Genomic DNA, 16,300 nt, shown 5'->3' on the forward strand with positions numbered 1-16,300 from the left:
CATAAAGCGAAAGAAATAAAAATAGGGGATTAATTAAATGAAATATTTCTTAAAATTAAATGTTGTAAGTATTTTGTATGCCTTTATGATATTTGTTCCTCTTGAACTTATGGCAAATGTATATAGAATTAGCAGACTTACAGACTGGGATCTTGGCACTGTGAATATATTAATTGACGTAACTAATATTATAATATTTATTTTTGGTACAATCCTTCTTTATTTCTTAACAAAAAAGTGGATGAAAGGTCGAAAAGCTAATTTTTGGACAGTCATCATTTGGGTCCCATATTTTGTTCTTTTAGTTTATATATTCGCTTCTCTATTCCCGATTACATACAGAGGGGATCACCCTAACCCTGTTACTGGTCTTATAGCAATAGGAGCATTAATTGTTTATCCTATTTATATTTTATTTATTAATTTCTTAGGATTAGCGGAAGACGAGTGATAAAAATATAAAAGTCTTTGCAGGGATTGTACTTATGGTTAAGGTTGTTTATCTTAAACAAGTTTTTTGTAAAGATTTTCAATAATCGGGAGATTGACTGCTACGACAATCCAGTGAAATTTTTAAATTAACAGTTGATGAAGACATATACTCAAAAAGAGAGTTATGATGAAGCTCTCGATTTTTTTGAAATAGTATATATTGAACTAATTAAAAGAATTAATAGGATATCCAGAATAAAAGTATAAGGATTAAAGAATATGTTATTCGAAAATGTATTTAGTAATCCTATTTGTTCAGCATTAGTAAATGATGGATGAACCTCAATAATTTTTTCTCTCAGTTTATTTGCTCTTTTGTAAGTGAAAATTATGATTACTAATGATAAAAAAAAACGAAGATAAAATAACATAGTAAATTGATTTATTTTTGAGCTTTCGAATCCATTTTAATGTATACATATAAGTTCCCAATAAAAATCCTAGAAAGAAGGGAAATAGGAAAAGCCAAGGGAATAAACCTGGATTTCCGTTACCACCACCGCCACCCAATCCATCTTTTATTATTAATTGTTCTGTGAATTTGTTACAAAGATAGAAAAGCAACATAGTTAGCCCTGTACATATTACATAGAGGAACTTAAACATTTTTTTCCCTTCTTTCAAAAGGATAAATTTTGAGCTAAAAGAAACTGTTTGAAATTTACTTATCACTGAATTCCAGCTAACTCGATGAGTAATTGTATTATCTTCACAACTATCAGCGTTATAGGCTAAATATAGTTCACCACCAATATCAATTCCCATTCCTACTCTTAGATGTTAGTCATCTCCAGCTTATATTTTTACAAACTGTGTTTCTATTTATATGGTCCATTTAAACAACATGAAATATCATGATTCAAGTGTACATTAAATTCATTTGGAAAAAAATATAAATTTGGACATTTTATCATCGTAGCAAGAACAACAGAAAATGCAAATCTGTATGCTTTTCCATTTAGGAAGTAAGATCAAATAAAAGATTATTAATTTAGTGGGATAACATTTAAAGAAAGGAGCGTTTTTGTGTAATCAGGTATTCTAATAATTATTAATCTTTATAGAAACAAAGTCATGTTCTAAAAATAAGAATGATAAATAACAATAATATTTTCATATAAAATAATAAAAATTTATTGTAAAACGATAAATAATGTTTTATGATTTAGATAATAATTTAAAGTGAGGTGCTTTATGAAACAAGGATCAATAACTTCTTTAAAGGTAGCTCTTTTTCTTATCGGGTTTATAATACTCAGTTTATGTATATTCGCATTACCATCCTTGGCAAGTTATGCTGCAAAGATGAATCCAGAGTTTTCCTATTTTAAATACCCTGTTCTATACGGTTTGTATATGACAGCAGTGCCATTTTTCTTTGCTTTATATCAAGCATTTAAACTTTTAACCTGTATTGAGAGCAATAATGCATTTTCTGAAATAGCAGTGGGAGCATTGAGTCGTATAAAATATTGTGCAGCTACAGTTGTTATTCTATATGTACTAGGAATTTTTATGCTTGGTTTACAGAACGCTCTGCATCCTGGCATTGCAATTGTTGGATTATTAATAATTTTTACAGCTTTTGTTATTTCACTCTTTTCAGCTGTCCTTCAGGAATTATTTAAGAATGCATTGAAATTGAAAGTGGAAAACGAGTTGACAGTCTGAGGTGATCATGTGGCTATTATAATCAATATTGATGTGATGTTAGCGAAAAGAAAAATGAGTGTTACAGAACTTTCAGAAAAGGTTGGAATCACAATGGCCAATCTTTCTATTTTGAAAAATGGAAAGGCAAAAGCGATTAGATTGTCAACCTTAGAGGCGATATGTAAGGCCTTGGACTGTCAGCCTGGTGATATTCTCGAATATAGGGGAGACATGGATTAAGAAGATTAAATAACTATCAATAAGAAGGTTAATGTCATAAGCAAAGGGTGCGTTTCTACTATAGTGGAGACGTTTTTTTATTATAAATTATCATGATGTAAACGAGTTTTCAGAACTGATATAAGTGTAGCTTGGATTATAAATTATATAGAAAAGTGACAATATAATGAATATTATTATCTGTATATTTATTAGTCTGATAAATTTTGTATAATTAAATTAGAACGGTTGTTCAAATTCGGAAAGGAGTTTTCATTTTTTGGGAAAAAGACGTTATGATAGTGATAAAGCAAAAAAAGAAATTCTAGAAAATGCGTTTCAGATATTTTCTCAAAAAGGTTACAATCAAACTTCGGTAGGAGATATTTCAAAAGCTTCTGGTTATAGCAAAGGCCACATTTATTATCATTTTCAAAACAAAGAAACGCTATTTGTTCTTTTAGCACAAAAAACGATGCAAGACTGGTATGACAAATGGATGGTAAAGGAATCAATTTTCACTTCAGCAACAGAGAAACTGTATGGTATGGCAATGCACGTCCTCTATAATTACCAAACCCCCTTATTAAAATCAGGACAAGAATTAGCTTCACATCCAAACTCAAGTCCTGAATCGGTACAACAATTATATGAGTTAGCAATTGTTCCGATGAGTTCTTATCGCGCTATCTTACAAGAAGGGGTTAATAAGGGAGAATTTATAGCTGGAAATCTAGACGAATGGACTGTGTTGCTAGGAACATGGCTTGGAGGTTTATGTCAGCTCACGAACACTCAAGAATACAGTTCTCTTGAGCCTATTTTTAAACATGCAGTTACGATCTTTTTGAATTCGATTAGAAAAAAAGATTAGGGGGATAACAATGAAAATAGGTTTAATCGGTGACAGCTTAACAGAAGGTCGTCCAGGAGTTTCTTTCTTTAAAATTCTTCAAAAAAAATTTCCAGCCGATACATTTGTTAATCTTGGAAAGCCAGGGGAATCAGTAAAGAGTTTACATACAAGATTAACTACCTCAAATTTAGAAATGAATTTCGACCTTGCTTTCCTTTGGATCGGGGTGAATGATGTCTATTCCAAATTGCTGAACGTTCAAGCACAGCCTGTAGCAAAAGACCATGAAGAATTTAGAGATTACTTTAATCAAGTTTTAGATATAATTATTAAAACTTGTAATCATGTGATTACAGTATCACCAGCATTAGTGGGTGAAAATTTAAAGAATGCATCGAATAAAGAAATTAAGGATTTGTCTGCCATTATCCAAACAATATCTAGTAAACATCCAAATGTAAGTTTTTTTAATATGCAAGCCGTGTTTGAAAAACATCTTGCTGAAGTTACTTGTTCTGATTATATAAGCACCAATGTTATGAGAGTAATGATGGATGTTTTATTCTATAAGAATCCAACTCGAATCGACCAGCTATCCAAAAAGCGGGGACTTCATTTTACATTAGATGGCATTCATTTAAATAGTACTGGCGCTGCAATCGTAGCAGATCAATATGCATCATTGATAGAAAGACTGATATACGATAATAATAAAGCCATAGAATAGGTATAACATCGTTGAAATGTATTCCATTAATGTAGGATTATTGGTGAATGGTTTACCACGAAGGTACTATTTCAAAGCATAATTTAAAATGGGGAACTTTTGAATGTAGAATAATATGCTTTGTAAAAGGATAATTAAACGGAAACAAACTTGACGTTCTAGCTGCTATTAAGGCGGCTTTTTTTGTACTAAAAAAGGTCACTTTAGGTAGGAAGGTATTTTGGAGTTATGTCCCGAATCTAGTAATATATTCTTTAAATTTGATTTAGGAGAGTAATAATGACTCAAAATGGTATTGTTTTAGTTGTAAGTGTATCAATAATCAAAAATAATGAAGTTTTACTTATTAAGGAAAATAAACCTAATGTAAAGAATAAGTGGAATTTTCCATCTGGACGTATTGAAGAAGGGGAAGATATTCTTTTTGCTGCCTGTAGGGAAGTGAAGGAAGAAACAGGTTATGATGTGGAACTATCGAAAACGACAGGAATATATAATTTTAATAGTAGTACAAATCATCAAGTAATATTATTTCATTTTGTAGGTGAAATTATCGGTGGTTCATTGAAGATAGAAGAAACTGAAATAATAGATAGTAAATGGATTCCTGTAAATGAACTTTTGGAATGGGAAAATCATGAACTTCGAAACCCTGATGTAATAAAACAAATTACAGAAGCATTGATAAGACAAACGTTTTATCCGATAACTATGTTTCAGAAACAATTAAGTATTTGAATATTATTTTCATAGTTAAATTTTATAACAGTGTGCTACTCTATTTTTGAATTAGAACCAAAAATGATGTGAAGGGAAATAAATCTCCTCTAAAAAATAGAATAGTTGATCTAAGGGTGATTAGTTAGATGTAGTAGAGTAACTAAAAGTGGCTTAGGAGGGATCATGTTGTTGATTTCTGAATTAAATAAGAGTGATTTTTATAAGTGCAATGGCTTGGTGAATGAAAAAGGACATATGGAAGTTAAAGCAGTAATTGAAGGAGTTAATCCTGGTCGTATCTTTGTGGATAATCTTGTTTCTCCAAATTCCGGACTTATTTGGTTAGGTAATAATGATGGATTTTTCTTTATTGGAAAGGAAGATAATGAGGGATTTAATAGTGAGATTAATAACTTCATTGATAAAGTAATCGTACCAGAAGCTAAGAAAGTCGGATTAAATTGGTTTGAAGGGATTGGTAATCACCAAAAATGGAATAAAATTATTGAAAAGATATTTGAACATCGTAAATTAGGAAGTTGGAATCAAAGAGTGTATATGCTCGAAAACTATAATGGTAGCGATGAACCAATGATTGAACAGGGGTATAGTGTCCTGAAAATTAGTAAAACTCTCTACAAAAATAATGAAAATTCATTAATAAACATTGATTTTTTACACTCCAAAGTTTCAGAGTTTTGGTCTTCAGCCGATCTTTTCTTTAACGATGGAATTGGTTATTGTATCGTTCATAATAATAAAATTGTTTGTATTTGTTTTTCAGGTTTTGCTGCTGGAAATGTACATTGTATAGATATTGAAACTTTAGAGGATTATCGAGGAAAAAAATTAGCACAAAAGGTAGCGCATCGTTTTGTAAAAGATTGTTTAGAAAATGATAAGGTTCCTTATTGGGATTGTATGGAAGTAAACAAGCCATCTATTGCAGTTGCAGAAAATATTGGGTTTACAAATGTATTTAATTATGTAGGATATGACTTCCCATTTGAATAATTTTTTTGAATGTTTTTATAATACAAACCTACTTTTTTTGTTTAACTATAGTAAGTTATTGAAAATATGTCATTGATAATAATCAAATACAGATTATTACTAAAAATAAGAACGGTTTCTTGGGACCTAAAGGGGAGGGCATAAATTGAAGTTATACGGTGAATTTACCAAAGATGATTGGTTAGAAGTACTAGAAATAACCGAAGAAGACGTTCCAAAGTCATTCGTATTGCATGGTGAATGGGAGCATGAAATGAACATTACTTCATGGAAAAAGATTTTAGAACAAGATCAATGGATACCAAGCTGGAACGCTATTATCGGTAGGTATAATAACCAAAAGATAGGATTTGCTAATGTGTTTGGAGGGCCAATTGCAGCATCTATTGTCCATCGATTTGCTATCCTTGGGACTAATAATTTTATTCAGACCGGTTATTTTGGTGGTTTATCACATGATATCGGATATGGGGACATTTTAATTGTTACTGCTGCTGAAATGGAAGATGGTGTTTCTCATTGGTACCTTCCTAATGAAAAAACGGTTCATGCAGATAATAGCCTAGTAGAGGAAGCTGTTAAATACTGTGAGGATAAAGGCTATAAATATGTCAAAGGGACAGTCTTCACAACAGGGGCTATAATGGCAGAAACTAGTGATATGGTCCAAGGGTGGGCTAATAACGGTCATTTTGGAGTAGATATGGAAACAGCTACAACTTTTGCAGTTGCAAAAAAATTTAATAAAAGAGCAATAGGTTTACTTAATTTATCTGATCACATTATTAAAGGTGACACGTTCTATACAAGCAATAAAGAAAGAGATGAACTTGAAGAAAGAACTGATGAAAGAATAAGAGAAATCGCTCTCCATATTTCAAACCTGGAATAATACCTCCTCTAGCGAAAAGTATGATCGTGGTCAGCATAGGAGAGGTATGGTTTCCTTCCTTGAACAAAAAGGGAAGATAATATTCATCAAAGAAAAGGAGTGATTTTCGCCATTGTTCAAAAAGATTTAAAGTACTGGGATCACACGGGTTAGGCTTAAAAGGTTTAGGAAGAGCACCTGGACCTTGTGTTCCAGCTACTGAGTAGTGAAGATAAAACAGATCGTTATAATAAAATTGTGGATAAAACGCTAGCCCTAGCAATCCCCGTTCATCATATCCACGACCTGAAACACCTGGTTCAGAAGTACCTAATTTTATGACTCACGGTCGAATATCTAAAAAAGTCCTTAAACTCCCGTTTCCTATGTAAAAGATCTCTCCTCCTGGGTTGCTATAAATAAACTTTCAATAGAGTCGCCTGGAAGTATAGTCGATTTCAAAACAGTGGGTAAATTTATCTTTCTAACAATGGGACGTAAACTAACCTTAAGTTTTATCAACTAATTTCTCACCCTATTCTTATTGTTTACTTTTATAAAAATATGATTAGAACTGTTCTATTAGTATACAAATTAGGGCAGGGGAATTACCTTTAAATATTGGTCCTTTTTTGGTAGGGCTTCATGTGGGTATTAATATGGACATATCGAAAACTGTTTTTATTAGTCACCGGAATTGTAGATGGTGTCTTTGCATTTAAACAAGCAGGATTAAAGCGCTTTTTATTGCACTTCTTATTAAGCTCTAACGGGTATATTAGTTGAAATAAGAAAGTTATTTCATTTCTGGAAGCGTATTGTCAAATATAGCCTCTTTATTTAAGTTATCGAGTTAAAGTCAATGAGTTTCCACTTGCATGTTTATTATTCGTCTCGATTTGCTTTCTCAATATTGCATCAAATACAACAATAGTATATTGTTGTATTCGGTTTTATGGTTCGTTAACTAAAGCCATTTGACTGATTAATGGAGGTATTTGATTGAATGAATAAACATGAACAACTAAAGATAATCAAAGAAGATTTTATTAATTGTCAAAAAGTACTATTGGCGATTGGTGATGAAACACGTCAATCTATCTTGTTAGTTTTAATGGGAACCGATTGTAAAACAGGATTGCGTGTAGGTGAAATCACAGAACAAACACATCTTTCTCGTCCGGCTGTGTCTCATCATCTTAAGATTTTGAGAGATGCAGGTGTTATTTTAATGCGTAAAGAGGGCACAAAAAATTTTTACTATATAAATGTTCGTACAAAATTAGGTTTATTGAAAAATCTAGTGTTGGATATCGAAAAATTTATGCAGTTTTATGAAGTTATGTAATATAACATACGTGATTTGGAGGTATTGGCAATGAAAGCAATGGTTATTGATGGGGATGGAAAAGTCCCAATACATTTGGCGGAAATGCCCCTACCTGAAATTAGAGAATATGAGGTACTCGCAGAAATTCATGCAGCTAGTATTAATCCTATTGATTTTAAGATACGTGATGGAAAAGTGAAATTATTAATTAACTATAAAATGCCACTTATTCTTGGGAATGACTTTTCTGGTGTCGTTGCAAAGGTTGGAGCAAAAGTGAATCGTTTTAAAGTTGGAGATGAAATATATGGACGCCCACGTAAGAGTAGCATCGGTACTTTTGCAGAATATATCTCAATTCATGAAAATGATATAGCCTTAAAACCTAAAAATTTGAGTTTTGAGGAAGCAGCATCGATTCCACTAGTTGGGCTAACCGCATATCAAGCCTTACATGACATACTGCAATTACAAAAAGGACAAAAGATTTTGATTCAAGCTGGGGCTGGAGGTGTAGGTACCTTTGCTATTCAACTCGCAAAATTAATGGGTGCTACTGTTGCAACGACTACCAGTGAAGCAGGTACGGTATTAGTAAAATCTCTTGGTACAGATGAAATTATAAATTACAAAACAGAAAAATTTGAAGATAAACTGAGAAATTATGATGCAGTTTTTGATACACTCGGGGGTAAGGTACTCGAAAAATCATTCAATGTTTTAAAAAGCGGGGGGAGAATTGTTTCCGTTTCTGGATTACCAAATGCTCGTTTTGCTAAAGAGTATGGTTTAGGATTCTTTAAAAGGATGATTTTTTCTGCAGCAAGTTATAAACTTACTACACTTGAAAATAGGCATAATGTTCATTATACGTTTTTGTTTATGAAGCCAAATGGAGATCAATTAAGCACTATTGCAAACTTTATTGAATCTGGAAAAATAAATCCTGTAATTGATAGAGTTTTTTCTTTTAAAGATACTCAAAAAGCGATGGAGTATTCGGAATTAGGAAGGGCTAAAGGAAAAATAATTGTAAAAATTAGATAGTTATTAAACCAAGTGTAAACACCGAAGAAAGTAAAATGTAGAAATACAAAATAGATTTCTAATTGCATCCTTACTATTTTTTTATTTTAAATTTATTTTGTGAAATTGGGCTTTATAATATTGAAATTTCTTTACCGTTGTAAATCCTTACTTAAATGAATCTCCCTCAAAAAAAATCTAAGTTTGTGGAGAAATGTATATAAACAATAGGGGCTTTAGTAAAACAACAATTGGACTGCTGTTTTTGCAGTCCTTTTCATTTGTTGGTATTTTACTAATGATAGGTTAGTAGGATAAGTGGAAGTAATCCTTTAAACCATTTTACATTAATTTGTGGAATTGAAATGGTAAAAGCACCATATAAAACTAATGAAAGGAGGAAAGTATAAAATGCATATAAACAAATATTTCCGTGCGAATGCGAGTATGGTTTACATTATGACTAATAATGAATCAATGAATCAAATCATTGCCTTTTACAGGGATATGAATGGAATGCTTACCTTTGTCGGTTCCTACCCCACTTATGGCAAAGGTACCGGAACAAAGGAAGTCTCTACCGCAACAGCAAACGATGGTATCGATCCACTCACATCGCAAGGCGCCTTAACTTTGTCCCGTGATGGGCGTTTCTTGCTTGCAGTTAACGCAGGCAGCCATAGTATCAGCAGTTTCATCATTACTGACAGCGGTACACCCGTTCTCGTGGATGTCAAGCCATCAGGAGGTGCTCAGCCCAATACCGTAGATGTGTTTGGTAATCTTGTCTATGTTGCCAATGTAGGGAATGTGGCTAACAATTTCGCCTCCAATATCACTGGTTTTCGCATAGATAATAACGGACGCCTTACTCCTATTCCCAGATCCACTCATTCTCTCAGTACTTTCAATGCTCAGCCCGCTCAAGTTCTCTTCACTCGTGATGGTAGAAATATCCTTGTATCCGAGCTTACTTCAAACCATCTCAGTGTATTCCATGTAAATCAAAATGGTACGGTTACTGAACCAATCGTTAATGATTCTTATGGTCAAGGACCATTGGGTGCCTATTTTTTATCCTCTGGAATCCTCTTAGTTACTGAAGCAGATTCAAATGCTCTGTCATCCTATTCAATGAGTAATGACGGAATCCTTCATGTGATCAGTGGCTCTGTACCAAACGGATATAAAACAGCGTGCTGGGTTGTAACAACAAGGGATGAACGTTTTGCATACATTACCAATACCTTAAGCGGCACTATCTCCACCTATCGAATCGATCCTAATGGAGCACTATCGGTGGTAAGGCATATTACCAGTACACCGCCAGGTACAGCTCCAGGACTGCCGATGGATGTTGGAGTGAGTAAAGATGGACGGCATTTTTACACCCTTAATGGAAACCAGGGTACAGTCTCTGTATTTACTATTCAAGATGATGGAAGTTTGGTTAGATTGCAGGTTGCTGCTTGGACTAACTTTCCTTACTTTGGATCACAAGGGTTAGCTATTCTTTAATTTTATTAAGTAATTGGAAATATGTTGAAAATCATCACAAATGAGAATGTTCAAATGAAGATACACCATCTGATTATAAAATATTGAAGATAAAAAATGACAGATATGAATCTAACGAAATAGATCACACCTGTCATTTTTATTTCAAAAAGTCATTTTAAAATAACCCTAAATTACATATGATTCATATGATTTATGAAGATAACGTTCTATAAACTCAGCTAATCCATCATTTTCGTGGTGCCCTGTAACAAAATCAGCTGCAGCTTTAACTTCTTCGCTAGCGTTTCCCATTGCCACGCCAGTACCGACATGTCGAAGCATCTCTATATCATTGGGTCCGTCTCCTATGGCTACGACTTCGCTTGGGCTAATTCGAAATGAGTGAAGTAAGACTTTTATAGCTGACCATTTGGAAACATTAGGAGCAACCATTTCAAAACCGTTATTCCAATTGATGACTTCTGCTTCCTTTTTAAACAAAGCGGATAATTCAGGTCTTGGTGCACCTGTTAGAACACTATATTTAAGAACATGTTGATAATTTGCCTGTCTTAAATCTCCAATATAACGTGGAGGAATTTGCCCAACTTTTGTCCAATAATCGATTTCTTCATTTGTTTCCTTACAATAAACCCCATTTACTGTATGGATAATAACATTACAGGGATTTTCAGTGGTCAGATGGTGGAATCGTTCTTCGTTTAGTTGGACGGTTTTTATTTGCATAGCTCTTCCTGTCTTTGCATCGTGAATGGCGGCACCATTCAAACAAATCATTGGAGTTCGCAATCCAATTTCTTTATGGTAGGGAGCGGTTACTTCATAGTGACGACCAGTTGCTAGAAAAACCTTGACTCCTTGATTAATGAGCTTATAAATAGCTTCCATATTTCGGCGGGAAATGCTGTTTGAGGCTTTTAGTAGTGTACCATCCATATCAATAAATATTGCACGTACATTCATTTAAACTGCCTCCTCATTCTTTGATAAACCGATTATATCATCTGAATATTAAGGCCTTGTAAACTTAGTGTACAGATTAAATAAATTTTATTGAGAAGAGTTGAAGAGAGTATGTCGCAATTGACTTATATTGTGTAGGAAGAAATTAAGGATTTTGAGAGGTTAAATAACGGTGGAAGTTGGAAAAAAATAAAACCTTGAATAATAAAAAAAAGCTGCTAATCCAAATGATTAACAGCTAATACATTTATACTTCTTATTATTATTTTGCAGTTAATGTGTTTCAAATGTTACAGAAAAAATCCCTCTTCATTAAATTGCTTACTTTAGTATCTTAAAAAGATGTTTCTTTTATTGCAGGTGTATAAATTTTAAAAAGTCTATTATAAAGAATCATACTAATTAACGCACATACAAGTATAATACTAAAAACCCAAATAGGTGGGAACCACGCCGATAAGAATACTGTTACAGGTGCAAAAAATCTACCTATCGTAAATTGTAAATCAGAAGCGGCCATATATTGTCCTCTTGCATTTGTTGGTGCATAACTGCTAACAAAGTTATTTGTAACGGGTGATCGTACGATTTCACCAAGTGTAAAAATAATTGTAAATATAAACAGAATCCAAATGTTCGTTGTTAATCCAACAGCAAACATTCCGAATCCAGCTAAAATACATGAAAGGATGAACACATCTCGATCTTTCCATCCTTTTAACCATTTTGTTACAGGTAATACGCAGAAAACAAACATGAGACCATTTAATCCAAGGACCCATCCTAATACCTCAGTACTCTGAAGGGTTAACGACCAATTATTCCAACTAAAAAGAGTTTGTGATGGGACTTCATTCGTTACGTAAACTGCTAAATACAAATCCAATTGCAAAATTGTAATCGTGGAAAGTACTCCCGCTAAAATATACAGAACAAATATTTTATCCCGAAAGATCGTTCCATATCCACTCCATTGTTCTTTCATCATAGTTGATAGCTTAAACATTTTTTTAACCTTATTTTGAGTACGAGGCAAACTTTCGTGAATTTTCAGGTATATAATTATAGAGTAAAATAGCATGACGATTGTACAAGTCCATAGTAATTCACTTCTATAATGGAAGAAAAAGAATGCACCTAGTGCTGGCCCTAACACTGCACCAATATTATTTGTAGTTATAAAAGTAGCAAAAACTTGGCGTCGTTCTTTTTCGGGTACAAGATCAGCTACCATTGCCTGACTAGCAGGTCGATAAATTGCTTTTCCAAACCCAATAGCAATAAATGCAAAATAATTAATCCAAGGGGAGCTTGAGAAGGCAAAGATAGCAAACATAATGGTTTGAAAGGAAGCGCCTGCTAGCATAATAGGACGACGCCCCTGCTTATCCGCTAAATCCCCTCCAATCATGCTGCCTATAATACTTACTAACGGTGGAATCGTCATCAATAGTCCTGCAGTATGATTTCCTAATGCTTTGGCAAAATAGACCGTAATAAATGGAAAGTACATCCAATAAAATAGGTTAAACAATGTCTCGCCAAATAAACGAATTTTTAAATTAGTATCCCATAATTGGAACTTCAAAAAATACCCCTCCTGAAAAATTTGTCCCCGGCCAGGTATTCATATCATAAGAGATCAACAAAAAAATATATAGACTTATATATTTTTTTGTTTTATACTAATAATATGAATATTGGGGATACTAACGTCCTAATTTGGATGCTTCACAAAGAGAACGTATGTTCGTGCAACTAAAACTGCTAACCTAAAAGTCTAATTATCTAGACTTTTGGGTCAGCAGTTTTTTTATACGGTCTGTTAAAGCCATTTGATGATTTATTATGGATCTTTTCTTAAACTTTGTTGTTTTTGAATCGAAAATCTTAATCATCAGTATCAAAACATTTAAGAAGAAGCACTTTTCTAAGAAAAGATGCTCCGAAACCAAATGATGTTAGGATTTTACACTTTGTACGAAAAAGCAACATTCTTTGCGAAAATAGCCTTTATTATTCAACTAACTTACTGTTGCAGAATTGTTAAACAATCCTATTCAGGACATACCTCTGTAAATGATGAATAAAGTGTAATAAGAGATTTTCTAAAAATGGATGGTGAATCTTTTGAGCGAATTGAAGAAAATTACTATGAGGTTAATTGAAATCGTTACAATCTTAGTAATCGGATTGCTATTCACAATAAATATTTTAAAACCTACTTATGAGGGCTTTGGAATTCAATTTATAGGAAATGTATGGATAAACTGGTTTGCAGTTTCTTATATTCTATTTGTCATCTACACTTTAATACTTGGATTGTTTATATTTAAGGGAAGTATACTCTTTAATTTTCGACTAAAATCTGCACTTTTTTGGCTATTTTTTATTGTCTCAAATTATGTAGTCTTTATCCCTTTTATAATGGGTGAAAATCCGTTTTAAACTTTAAAATATTATAAGATGTTCCGGGTTCTTAATTACAAAAGAGAATATACAATGGCTGCATGAAGCAGTCATTTTTCCTTCGCTCAAAAATCAAAAATGAAATTTAACAGTGCCTATAAAAAAATGTTTCCTTAGTATGATGAAACTTCTATTGGACTAAAAGAAAAAGGGTTTTGAGTATAAATAATAGAAATATATATAAATATGATTTTTTATCAAAAGTTCAACATTTTCCCACGTTTTTTATGGTGAAAAAAATAAACATCACAGTGGGAAAATGAGCATTGATGGAAAAGGAGAGATGCCCATATGACACTTAAACTTCAGATGGATTTTGGAAAAAGGTATACATCCAATTAGAGATTGAAGTTGAAGAAAGAAATGAACTTGTTGATGATGAGCCGTGCTACATTCAAACTTTTAATGTATAGGAACCTTAGGAGGAATAACTGTTTTGGAAACGAACTATGAGAAAATTGCATACGTATGGAATGAACCGAAAGAAAAGGTAATGGTACCTAAACGTTGTCAATTCAAAAAAATGACAACGGATTTAGAAGAGGAATTTAAAAAGGCAATTAGCCAAATCATAATCAATTCATTAGATAGAGTGGATAAAAAACATAATAATGATGAAAATCGTGACGAATTTGTTGAATCTATTTTTCAGGTGGATGAACAATACTTTGAATATAAAAAGGACTGGTGGGAACTGGCATACGTTGATGGAGAATTAGTTGGAATGATACAGCCTGTTGTTTTTAAAGGCGCAGAGAAGGATGGGTTAATGGAAGGAACTATTCACTATATTGGCATACTACCGGAATTTAGAGGAAGAGGTTTAATTAATGATTTGTTGTTAAGGACAACGAGAGTCTTACAAGATATTGGAGTTTGGAGGATTTTTGCTGATACAGATGTTGAAAATGTCCCAATGCAAAAAGCGTTTGAAAAAGCAGGATATGAAAAATGGAAATAATATAAGCATAATGAAATGAGGGTCCTTAATGAAAACGATTGGACTAATCGGTGGAATGAGCTGGGAGTCTACAGTAGAGTATTATCGAATCATTAATGAAGAAGTAAAGAACAAATTAGGTGGATTACATTCAGCAAAATGTATATTATATAGTGTTGATTTTGAAGTAGTTGAACGATATCAAGCGAACGGGGATTGGAGAAAAGCTGGCCAGCTCTTAGGGGATGCAGCACAGTCTTTGGAAAAATCGGGAGCTGACTTTATTGTCATTTGTACCAATACAATGCATAAAGTAGTGGCCGATATTAATAAAAAAATTAGCATTCCAATTCTACATATTGCTGATGCAACAGCAAACCAAATTATAGAAGCTGAAGTCCGTACGGTAGGGTTATTGGGCACTAAATACACGATGGAGCAAGATTTTTATAAAGAGCGAATTGAATCAAATGGAATAAAAGTTTTAGTTCCTAATACTACGGAAAGAGAGCTAGTAAATAAAGTGATTTATGACGAACTCTGTCTTGGGGAAATAAACCCATCTTCAAGAGATTATTATAAAAAAGTGATCCAAAACTTGGTGGATCGTGGTGCAGAAGGAATTATCTTAGGATGTACTGAAGTTGGTTTGTTAGTAAAGCAAGAGGATGCAGAGGCACCAATATTCGATACGACTTTGATTCATGCTATTGAATCAGTGAATTTTGCTCTAAAAAGCTAGTATCGTTACTAAATTAGGAGTGTAGAAATGTGATGAATAGTCCGATAAATAACCAAATTAACACAATTTTTGTACATGCTAGTGATTTAAAAAAATCTGTCCAATGGTATTCTAAATTACTTGGTCAAGAATATGATCCAACAGAAGTATCCAATCCAGTATATAATATCAAAATCAATCATCATACTGGATTAACATTGGATGCTGGTCCTGAAGGAGTAACGAAACAGCCTAATACTTCTTCTTATCCATTATTTAATTTTCATACAAATGATATTCATCGTTCATATGATTATGTTAGGCAGTTAGACTATAAAATTGAATCTGACATTGTACATTTTCCAGACTTTTCATTTTTTACAATCAGTGATCCGGATCGAAATATTATTATGATTTGTACAGGATAACAAATTTAACAATGATGCCTATTTCAAGCCAATAGATAGCTTTATCCCGATTTCTGACCTATTATGGTGTGGGATAAAATGAAACAAATACATGATAATATAGATTTGTTCATGAAGGTAAAAAGTAAAATTATAAAAGTTAAGATATAAATAAACTAGTATACTTTAATTATGCTAAAACGGCAGCGATTTCGCTGCCGTTTTTTTGTCTCTATTGAAACATAAATATTTTAGGAAAGATCAAGGAATTTTGTAATGAGGATGAAAAACATAAAAATTATCCTAGTAACTCAAACTATTTACAACATACCAACGTCTATTCTATGTAACAGCCTATGACAAACTTCATT

18 protein-coding genes and 1 pseudogene are annotated in these 16,300 nt (G+C 32.8%); 15 read left to right on the forward strand and 4 right to left on the reverse strand.

Annotation, left to right across the window (positions count from 1 at the left end; translation table 11 throughout):
• Positions 1-37 precede the first annotated feature (37 nt).
• A complete protein-coding gene (locus ACQKP0_RS13240) occupies positions 38-451 on the forward strand; it encodes a hypothetical protein (protein ID WP_427406330.1) in 414 nt (137 codons plus the stop codon).
• A 344-nt stretch (positions 452-795) separates the two neighbouring features.
• On the opposite strand, the gene ACQKP0_RS13245 is transcribed toward ACQKP0_RS13240, so the two are convergent.
• Positions 796-1,257: a hypothetical protein gene (locus ACQKP0_RS13245; RefSeq protein ID WP_427406331.1), complete on the reverse strand. Its 462-nt coding sequence runs from the start codon at positions 1,255-1,257 to the stop codon at positions 796-798.
• A gap of 429 nt (positions 1,258-1,686) precedes the next feature.
• On the opposite strand from ACQKP0_RS13245, the gene ACQKP0_RS13250 reads away from it, so the two are divergent.
• The 7 genes from ACQKP0_RS13250 to ACQKP0_RS13280 all read left to right on the forward strand — a co-directional run bounded on the left by ACQKP0_RS13250 (position 1,687) and on the right by ACQKP0_RS13280 (position 6,573).
• Positions 1,687-2,163, forward strand: coding sequence for a DUF2975 domain-containing protein (locus ACQKP0_RS13250; protein ID WP_427406332.1), 477 nt, complete (start codon positions 1,687-1,689; stop codon positions 2,161-2,163).
• A gap of 9 nt (positions 2,164-2,172) precedes the next feature.
• Entirely contained in the window at positions 2,173-2,385 is a 213-nt protein-coding gene (locus ACQKP0_RS13255) for a helix-turn-helix domain-containing protein (protein ID WP_427406333.1), read from the forward strand.
• A 259-nt stretch (positions 2,386-2,644) separates the two neighbouring features.
• The gene (locus ACQKP0_RS13260; RefSeq protein WP_427406334.1) at positions 2,645-3,238 is read left to right on the forward strand and encodes a TetR family transcriptional regulator C-terminal domain-containing protein; all 594 of its coding nucleotides are present in this window, start codon (positions 2,645-2,647) and stop codon (positions 3,236-3,238) included.
• Between the two features lie 10 nt (positions 3,239-3,248).
• Positions 3,249-3,947 (forward strand): SGNH/GDSL hydrolase family protein, encoded by a 699-nt coding sequence (locus ACQKP0_RS13265; protein WP_427406335.1) that lies wholly within the window; start codon positions 3,249-3,251, stop codon positions 3,945-3,947.
• A gap of 279 nt (positions 3,948-4,226) precedes the next feature.
• Positions 4,227-4,685 (forward strand): NUDIX hydrolase, encoded by a 459-nt coding sequence (locus ACQKP0_RS13270; RefSeq protein WP_427406336.1) that lies wholly within the window; start codon positions 4,227-4,229, stop codon positions 4,683-4,685.
• Positions 4,686-4,856: 171 nt separating this feature from the next.
• Complete coding sequence (locus tag ACQKP0_RS13275) at positions 4,857-5,681, forward strand: GNAT family N-acetyltransferase (protein ID WP_427406530.1); 825 nt, start codon at positions 4,857-4,859, stop codon at positions 5,679-5,681.
• 145 nt (positions 5,682-5,826) lie between these two features.
• Positions 5,827-6,573: a nucleoside phosphorylase gene (locus ACQKP0_RS13280; RefSeq protein ID WP_427406337.1), complete on the forward strand. Its 747-nt coding sequence runs from the start codon at positions 5,827-5,829 to the stop codon at positions 6,571-6,573.
• Between the two features lie 121 nt (positions 6,574-6,694).
• Here ACQKP0_RS13280 and ACQKP0_RS13285 read toward each other — a convergent pair.
• Positions 6,695-7,074, reverse strand: a pseudogene (locus tag ACQKP0_RS13285) (PQQ-dependent sugar dehydrogenase); the annotation flags it as partial.
• 484 nt (positions 7,075-7,558) lie between these two features.
• Between ACQKP0_RS13285 and ACQKP0_RS13290 the strand changes: the two are divergent.
• The 3 genes from ACQKP0_RS13290 to ACQKP0_RS13300 all read left to right on the forward strand — a co-directional run bounded on the left by ACQKP0_RS13290 (position 7,559) and on the right by ACQKP0_RS13300 (position 10,426).
• Positions 7,559-7,900 carry an ArsR/SmtB family transcription factor gene (locus ACQKP0_RS13290; protein ID WP_427406338.1) on the forward strand — a complete coding sequence of 114 codons (342 nt, stop codon included), beginning with the start codon at positions 7,559-7,561 and terminating at the stop codon, positions 7,898-7,900.
• A gap of 30 nt (positions 7,901-7,930) precedes the next feature.
• The gene (locus ACQKP0_RS13295) at positions 7,931-8,929 is read left to right on the forward strand and encodes an NADP-dependent oxidoreductase (RefSeq protein WP_427406339.1); all 999 of its coding nucleotides are present in this window, start codon (positions 7,931-7,933) and stop codon (positions 8,927-8,929) included.
• Positions 8,930-9,319: 390 nt separating this feature from the next.
• Positions 9,320-10,426 (forward strand): lactonase family protein, encoded by a 1,107-nt coding sequence (locus tag ACQKP0_RS13300; RefSeq protein ID WP_427406340.1) that lies wholly within the window; start codon positions 9,320-9,322, stop codon positions 10,424-10,426.
• Positions 10,427-10,594: 168 nt separating this feature from the next.
• Here the strand turns inward: ACQKP0_RS13300 and ACQKP0_RS13305 are convergent, their stop codons facing one another.
• On the reverse strand, positions 10,595-11,392 hold the full coding sequence (locus ACQKP0_RS13305) for an HAD family hydrolase (protein WP_427406341.1): 798 nt from the start codon (positions 11,390-11,392) through the stop codon (positions 10,595-10,597).
• A gap of 334 nt (positions 11,393-11,726) precedes the next feature.
• Positions 11,727-12,980, reverse strand: coding sequence for an MDR family MFS transporter (locus ACQKP0_RS13310; protein WP_427406342.1), 1,254 nt, complete (start codon positions 12,978-12,980; stop codon positions 11,727-11,729).
• Between the two features lie 533 nt (positions 12,981-13,513).
• On the opposite strand from ACQKP0_RS13310, the gene ACQKP0_RS13315 reads away from it, so the two are divergent.
• From ACQKP0_RS13315 to ACQKP0_RS13330, 4 genes are all read left to right on the forward strand, one after another.
• The gene (locus ACQKP0_RS13315) at positions 13,514-13,840 is read left to right on the forward strand and encodes a hypothetical protein (RefSeq protein WP_427406343.1); all 327 of its coding nucleotides are present in this window, start codon (positions 13,514-13,516) and stop codon (positions 13,838-13,840) included.
• Positions 13,841-14,297: 457 nt separating this feature from the next.
• Positions 14,298-14,822: a GNAT family N-acetyltransferase gene (locus ACQKP0_RS13320; protein ID WP_427406344.1), complete on the forward strand. Its 525-nt coding sequence runs from the start codon at positions 14,298-14,300 to the stop codon at positions 14,820-14,822.
• 28 nt (positions 14,823-14,850) lie between these two features.
• Positions 14,851-15,543 (forward strand): aspartate/glutamate racemase family protein, encoded by a 693-nt coding sequence (locus ACQKP0_RS13325; RefSeq protein ID WP_427406345.1) that lies wholly within the window; start codon positions 14,851-14,853, stop codon positions 15,541-15,543.
• Between the two features lie 32 nt (positions 15,544-15,575).
• Complete coding sequence (locus ACQKP0_RS13330; protein WP_427406346.1) at positions 15,576-15,950, forward strand: VOC family protein; 375 nt, start codon at positions 15,576-15,578, stop codon at positions 15,948-15,950.
• Positions 15,951-16,300: the final 350 nt, after the last annotated feature.

The sequence above is a fragment of the Heyndrickxia sp. NPDC080065 genome (assembly GCF_050281185.1).
Classification (GTDB): Bacteria; Bacillota; Bacilli; order Bacillales; family Bacillaceae_C; genus Heyndrickxia.

Coding starts and splice junctions, on each gene's coding strand:
- ACQKP0_RS13265 (WP_427406335.1), top strand. CDS start 3,249: ATGAAAATAGGTTTAATCGGTGACAGCTTAACAGAAGGTCGTCCAGGA.
- ACQKP0_RS13290 (WP_427406338.1), top strand. CDS start 7,559: ATGAATAAACATGAACAACTAAAGATAATCAAAGAAGATTTTATTAAT.
- ACQKP0_RS13270 (WP_427406336.1), top strand. CDS start 4,227: ATGACTCAAAATGGTATTGTTTTAGTTGTAAGTGTATCAATAATCAAA.
- ACQKP0_RS13295 (WP_427406339.1), top strand. CDS start 7,931: ATGAAAGCAATGGTTATTGATGGGGATGGAAAAGTCCCAATACATTTG.
- ACQKP0_RS13305 (WP_427406341.1), bottom strand. CDS start 11,392: ATGAATGTACGTGCAATATTTATTGATATGGATGGTACACTACTAAAA.
- ACQKP0_RS13240 (WP_427406330.1), top strand. CDS start 38: ATGAAATATTTCTTAAAATTAAATGTTGTAAGTATTTTGTATGCCTTT.
- ACQKP0_RS13300 (WP_427406340.1), top strand. CDS start 9,320: ATGCATATAAACAAATATTTCCGTGCGAATGCGAGTATGGTTTACATT.
- ACQKP0_RS13325 (WP_427406345.1), top strand. CDS start 14,851: ATGAAAACGATTGGACTAATCGGTGGAATGAGCTGGGAGTCTACAGTA.
- ACQKP0_RS13330 (WP_427406346.1), top strand. CDS start 15,576: ATGAATAGTCCGATAAATAACCAAATTAACACAATTTTTGTACATGCT.
- ACQKP0_RS13250 (WP_427406332.1), top strand. CDS start 1,687: ATGAAACAAGGATCAATAACTTCTTTAAAGGTAGCTCTTTTTCTTATC.
- ACQKP0_RS13245 (WP_427406331.1), bottom strand. CDS start 1,257: ATGGGAATTGATATTGGTGGTGAACTATATTTAGCCTATAACGCTGAT.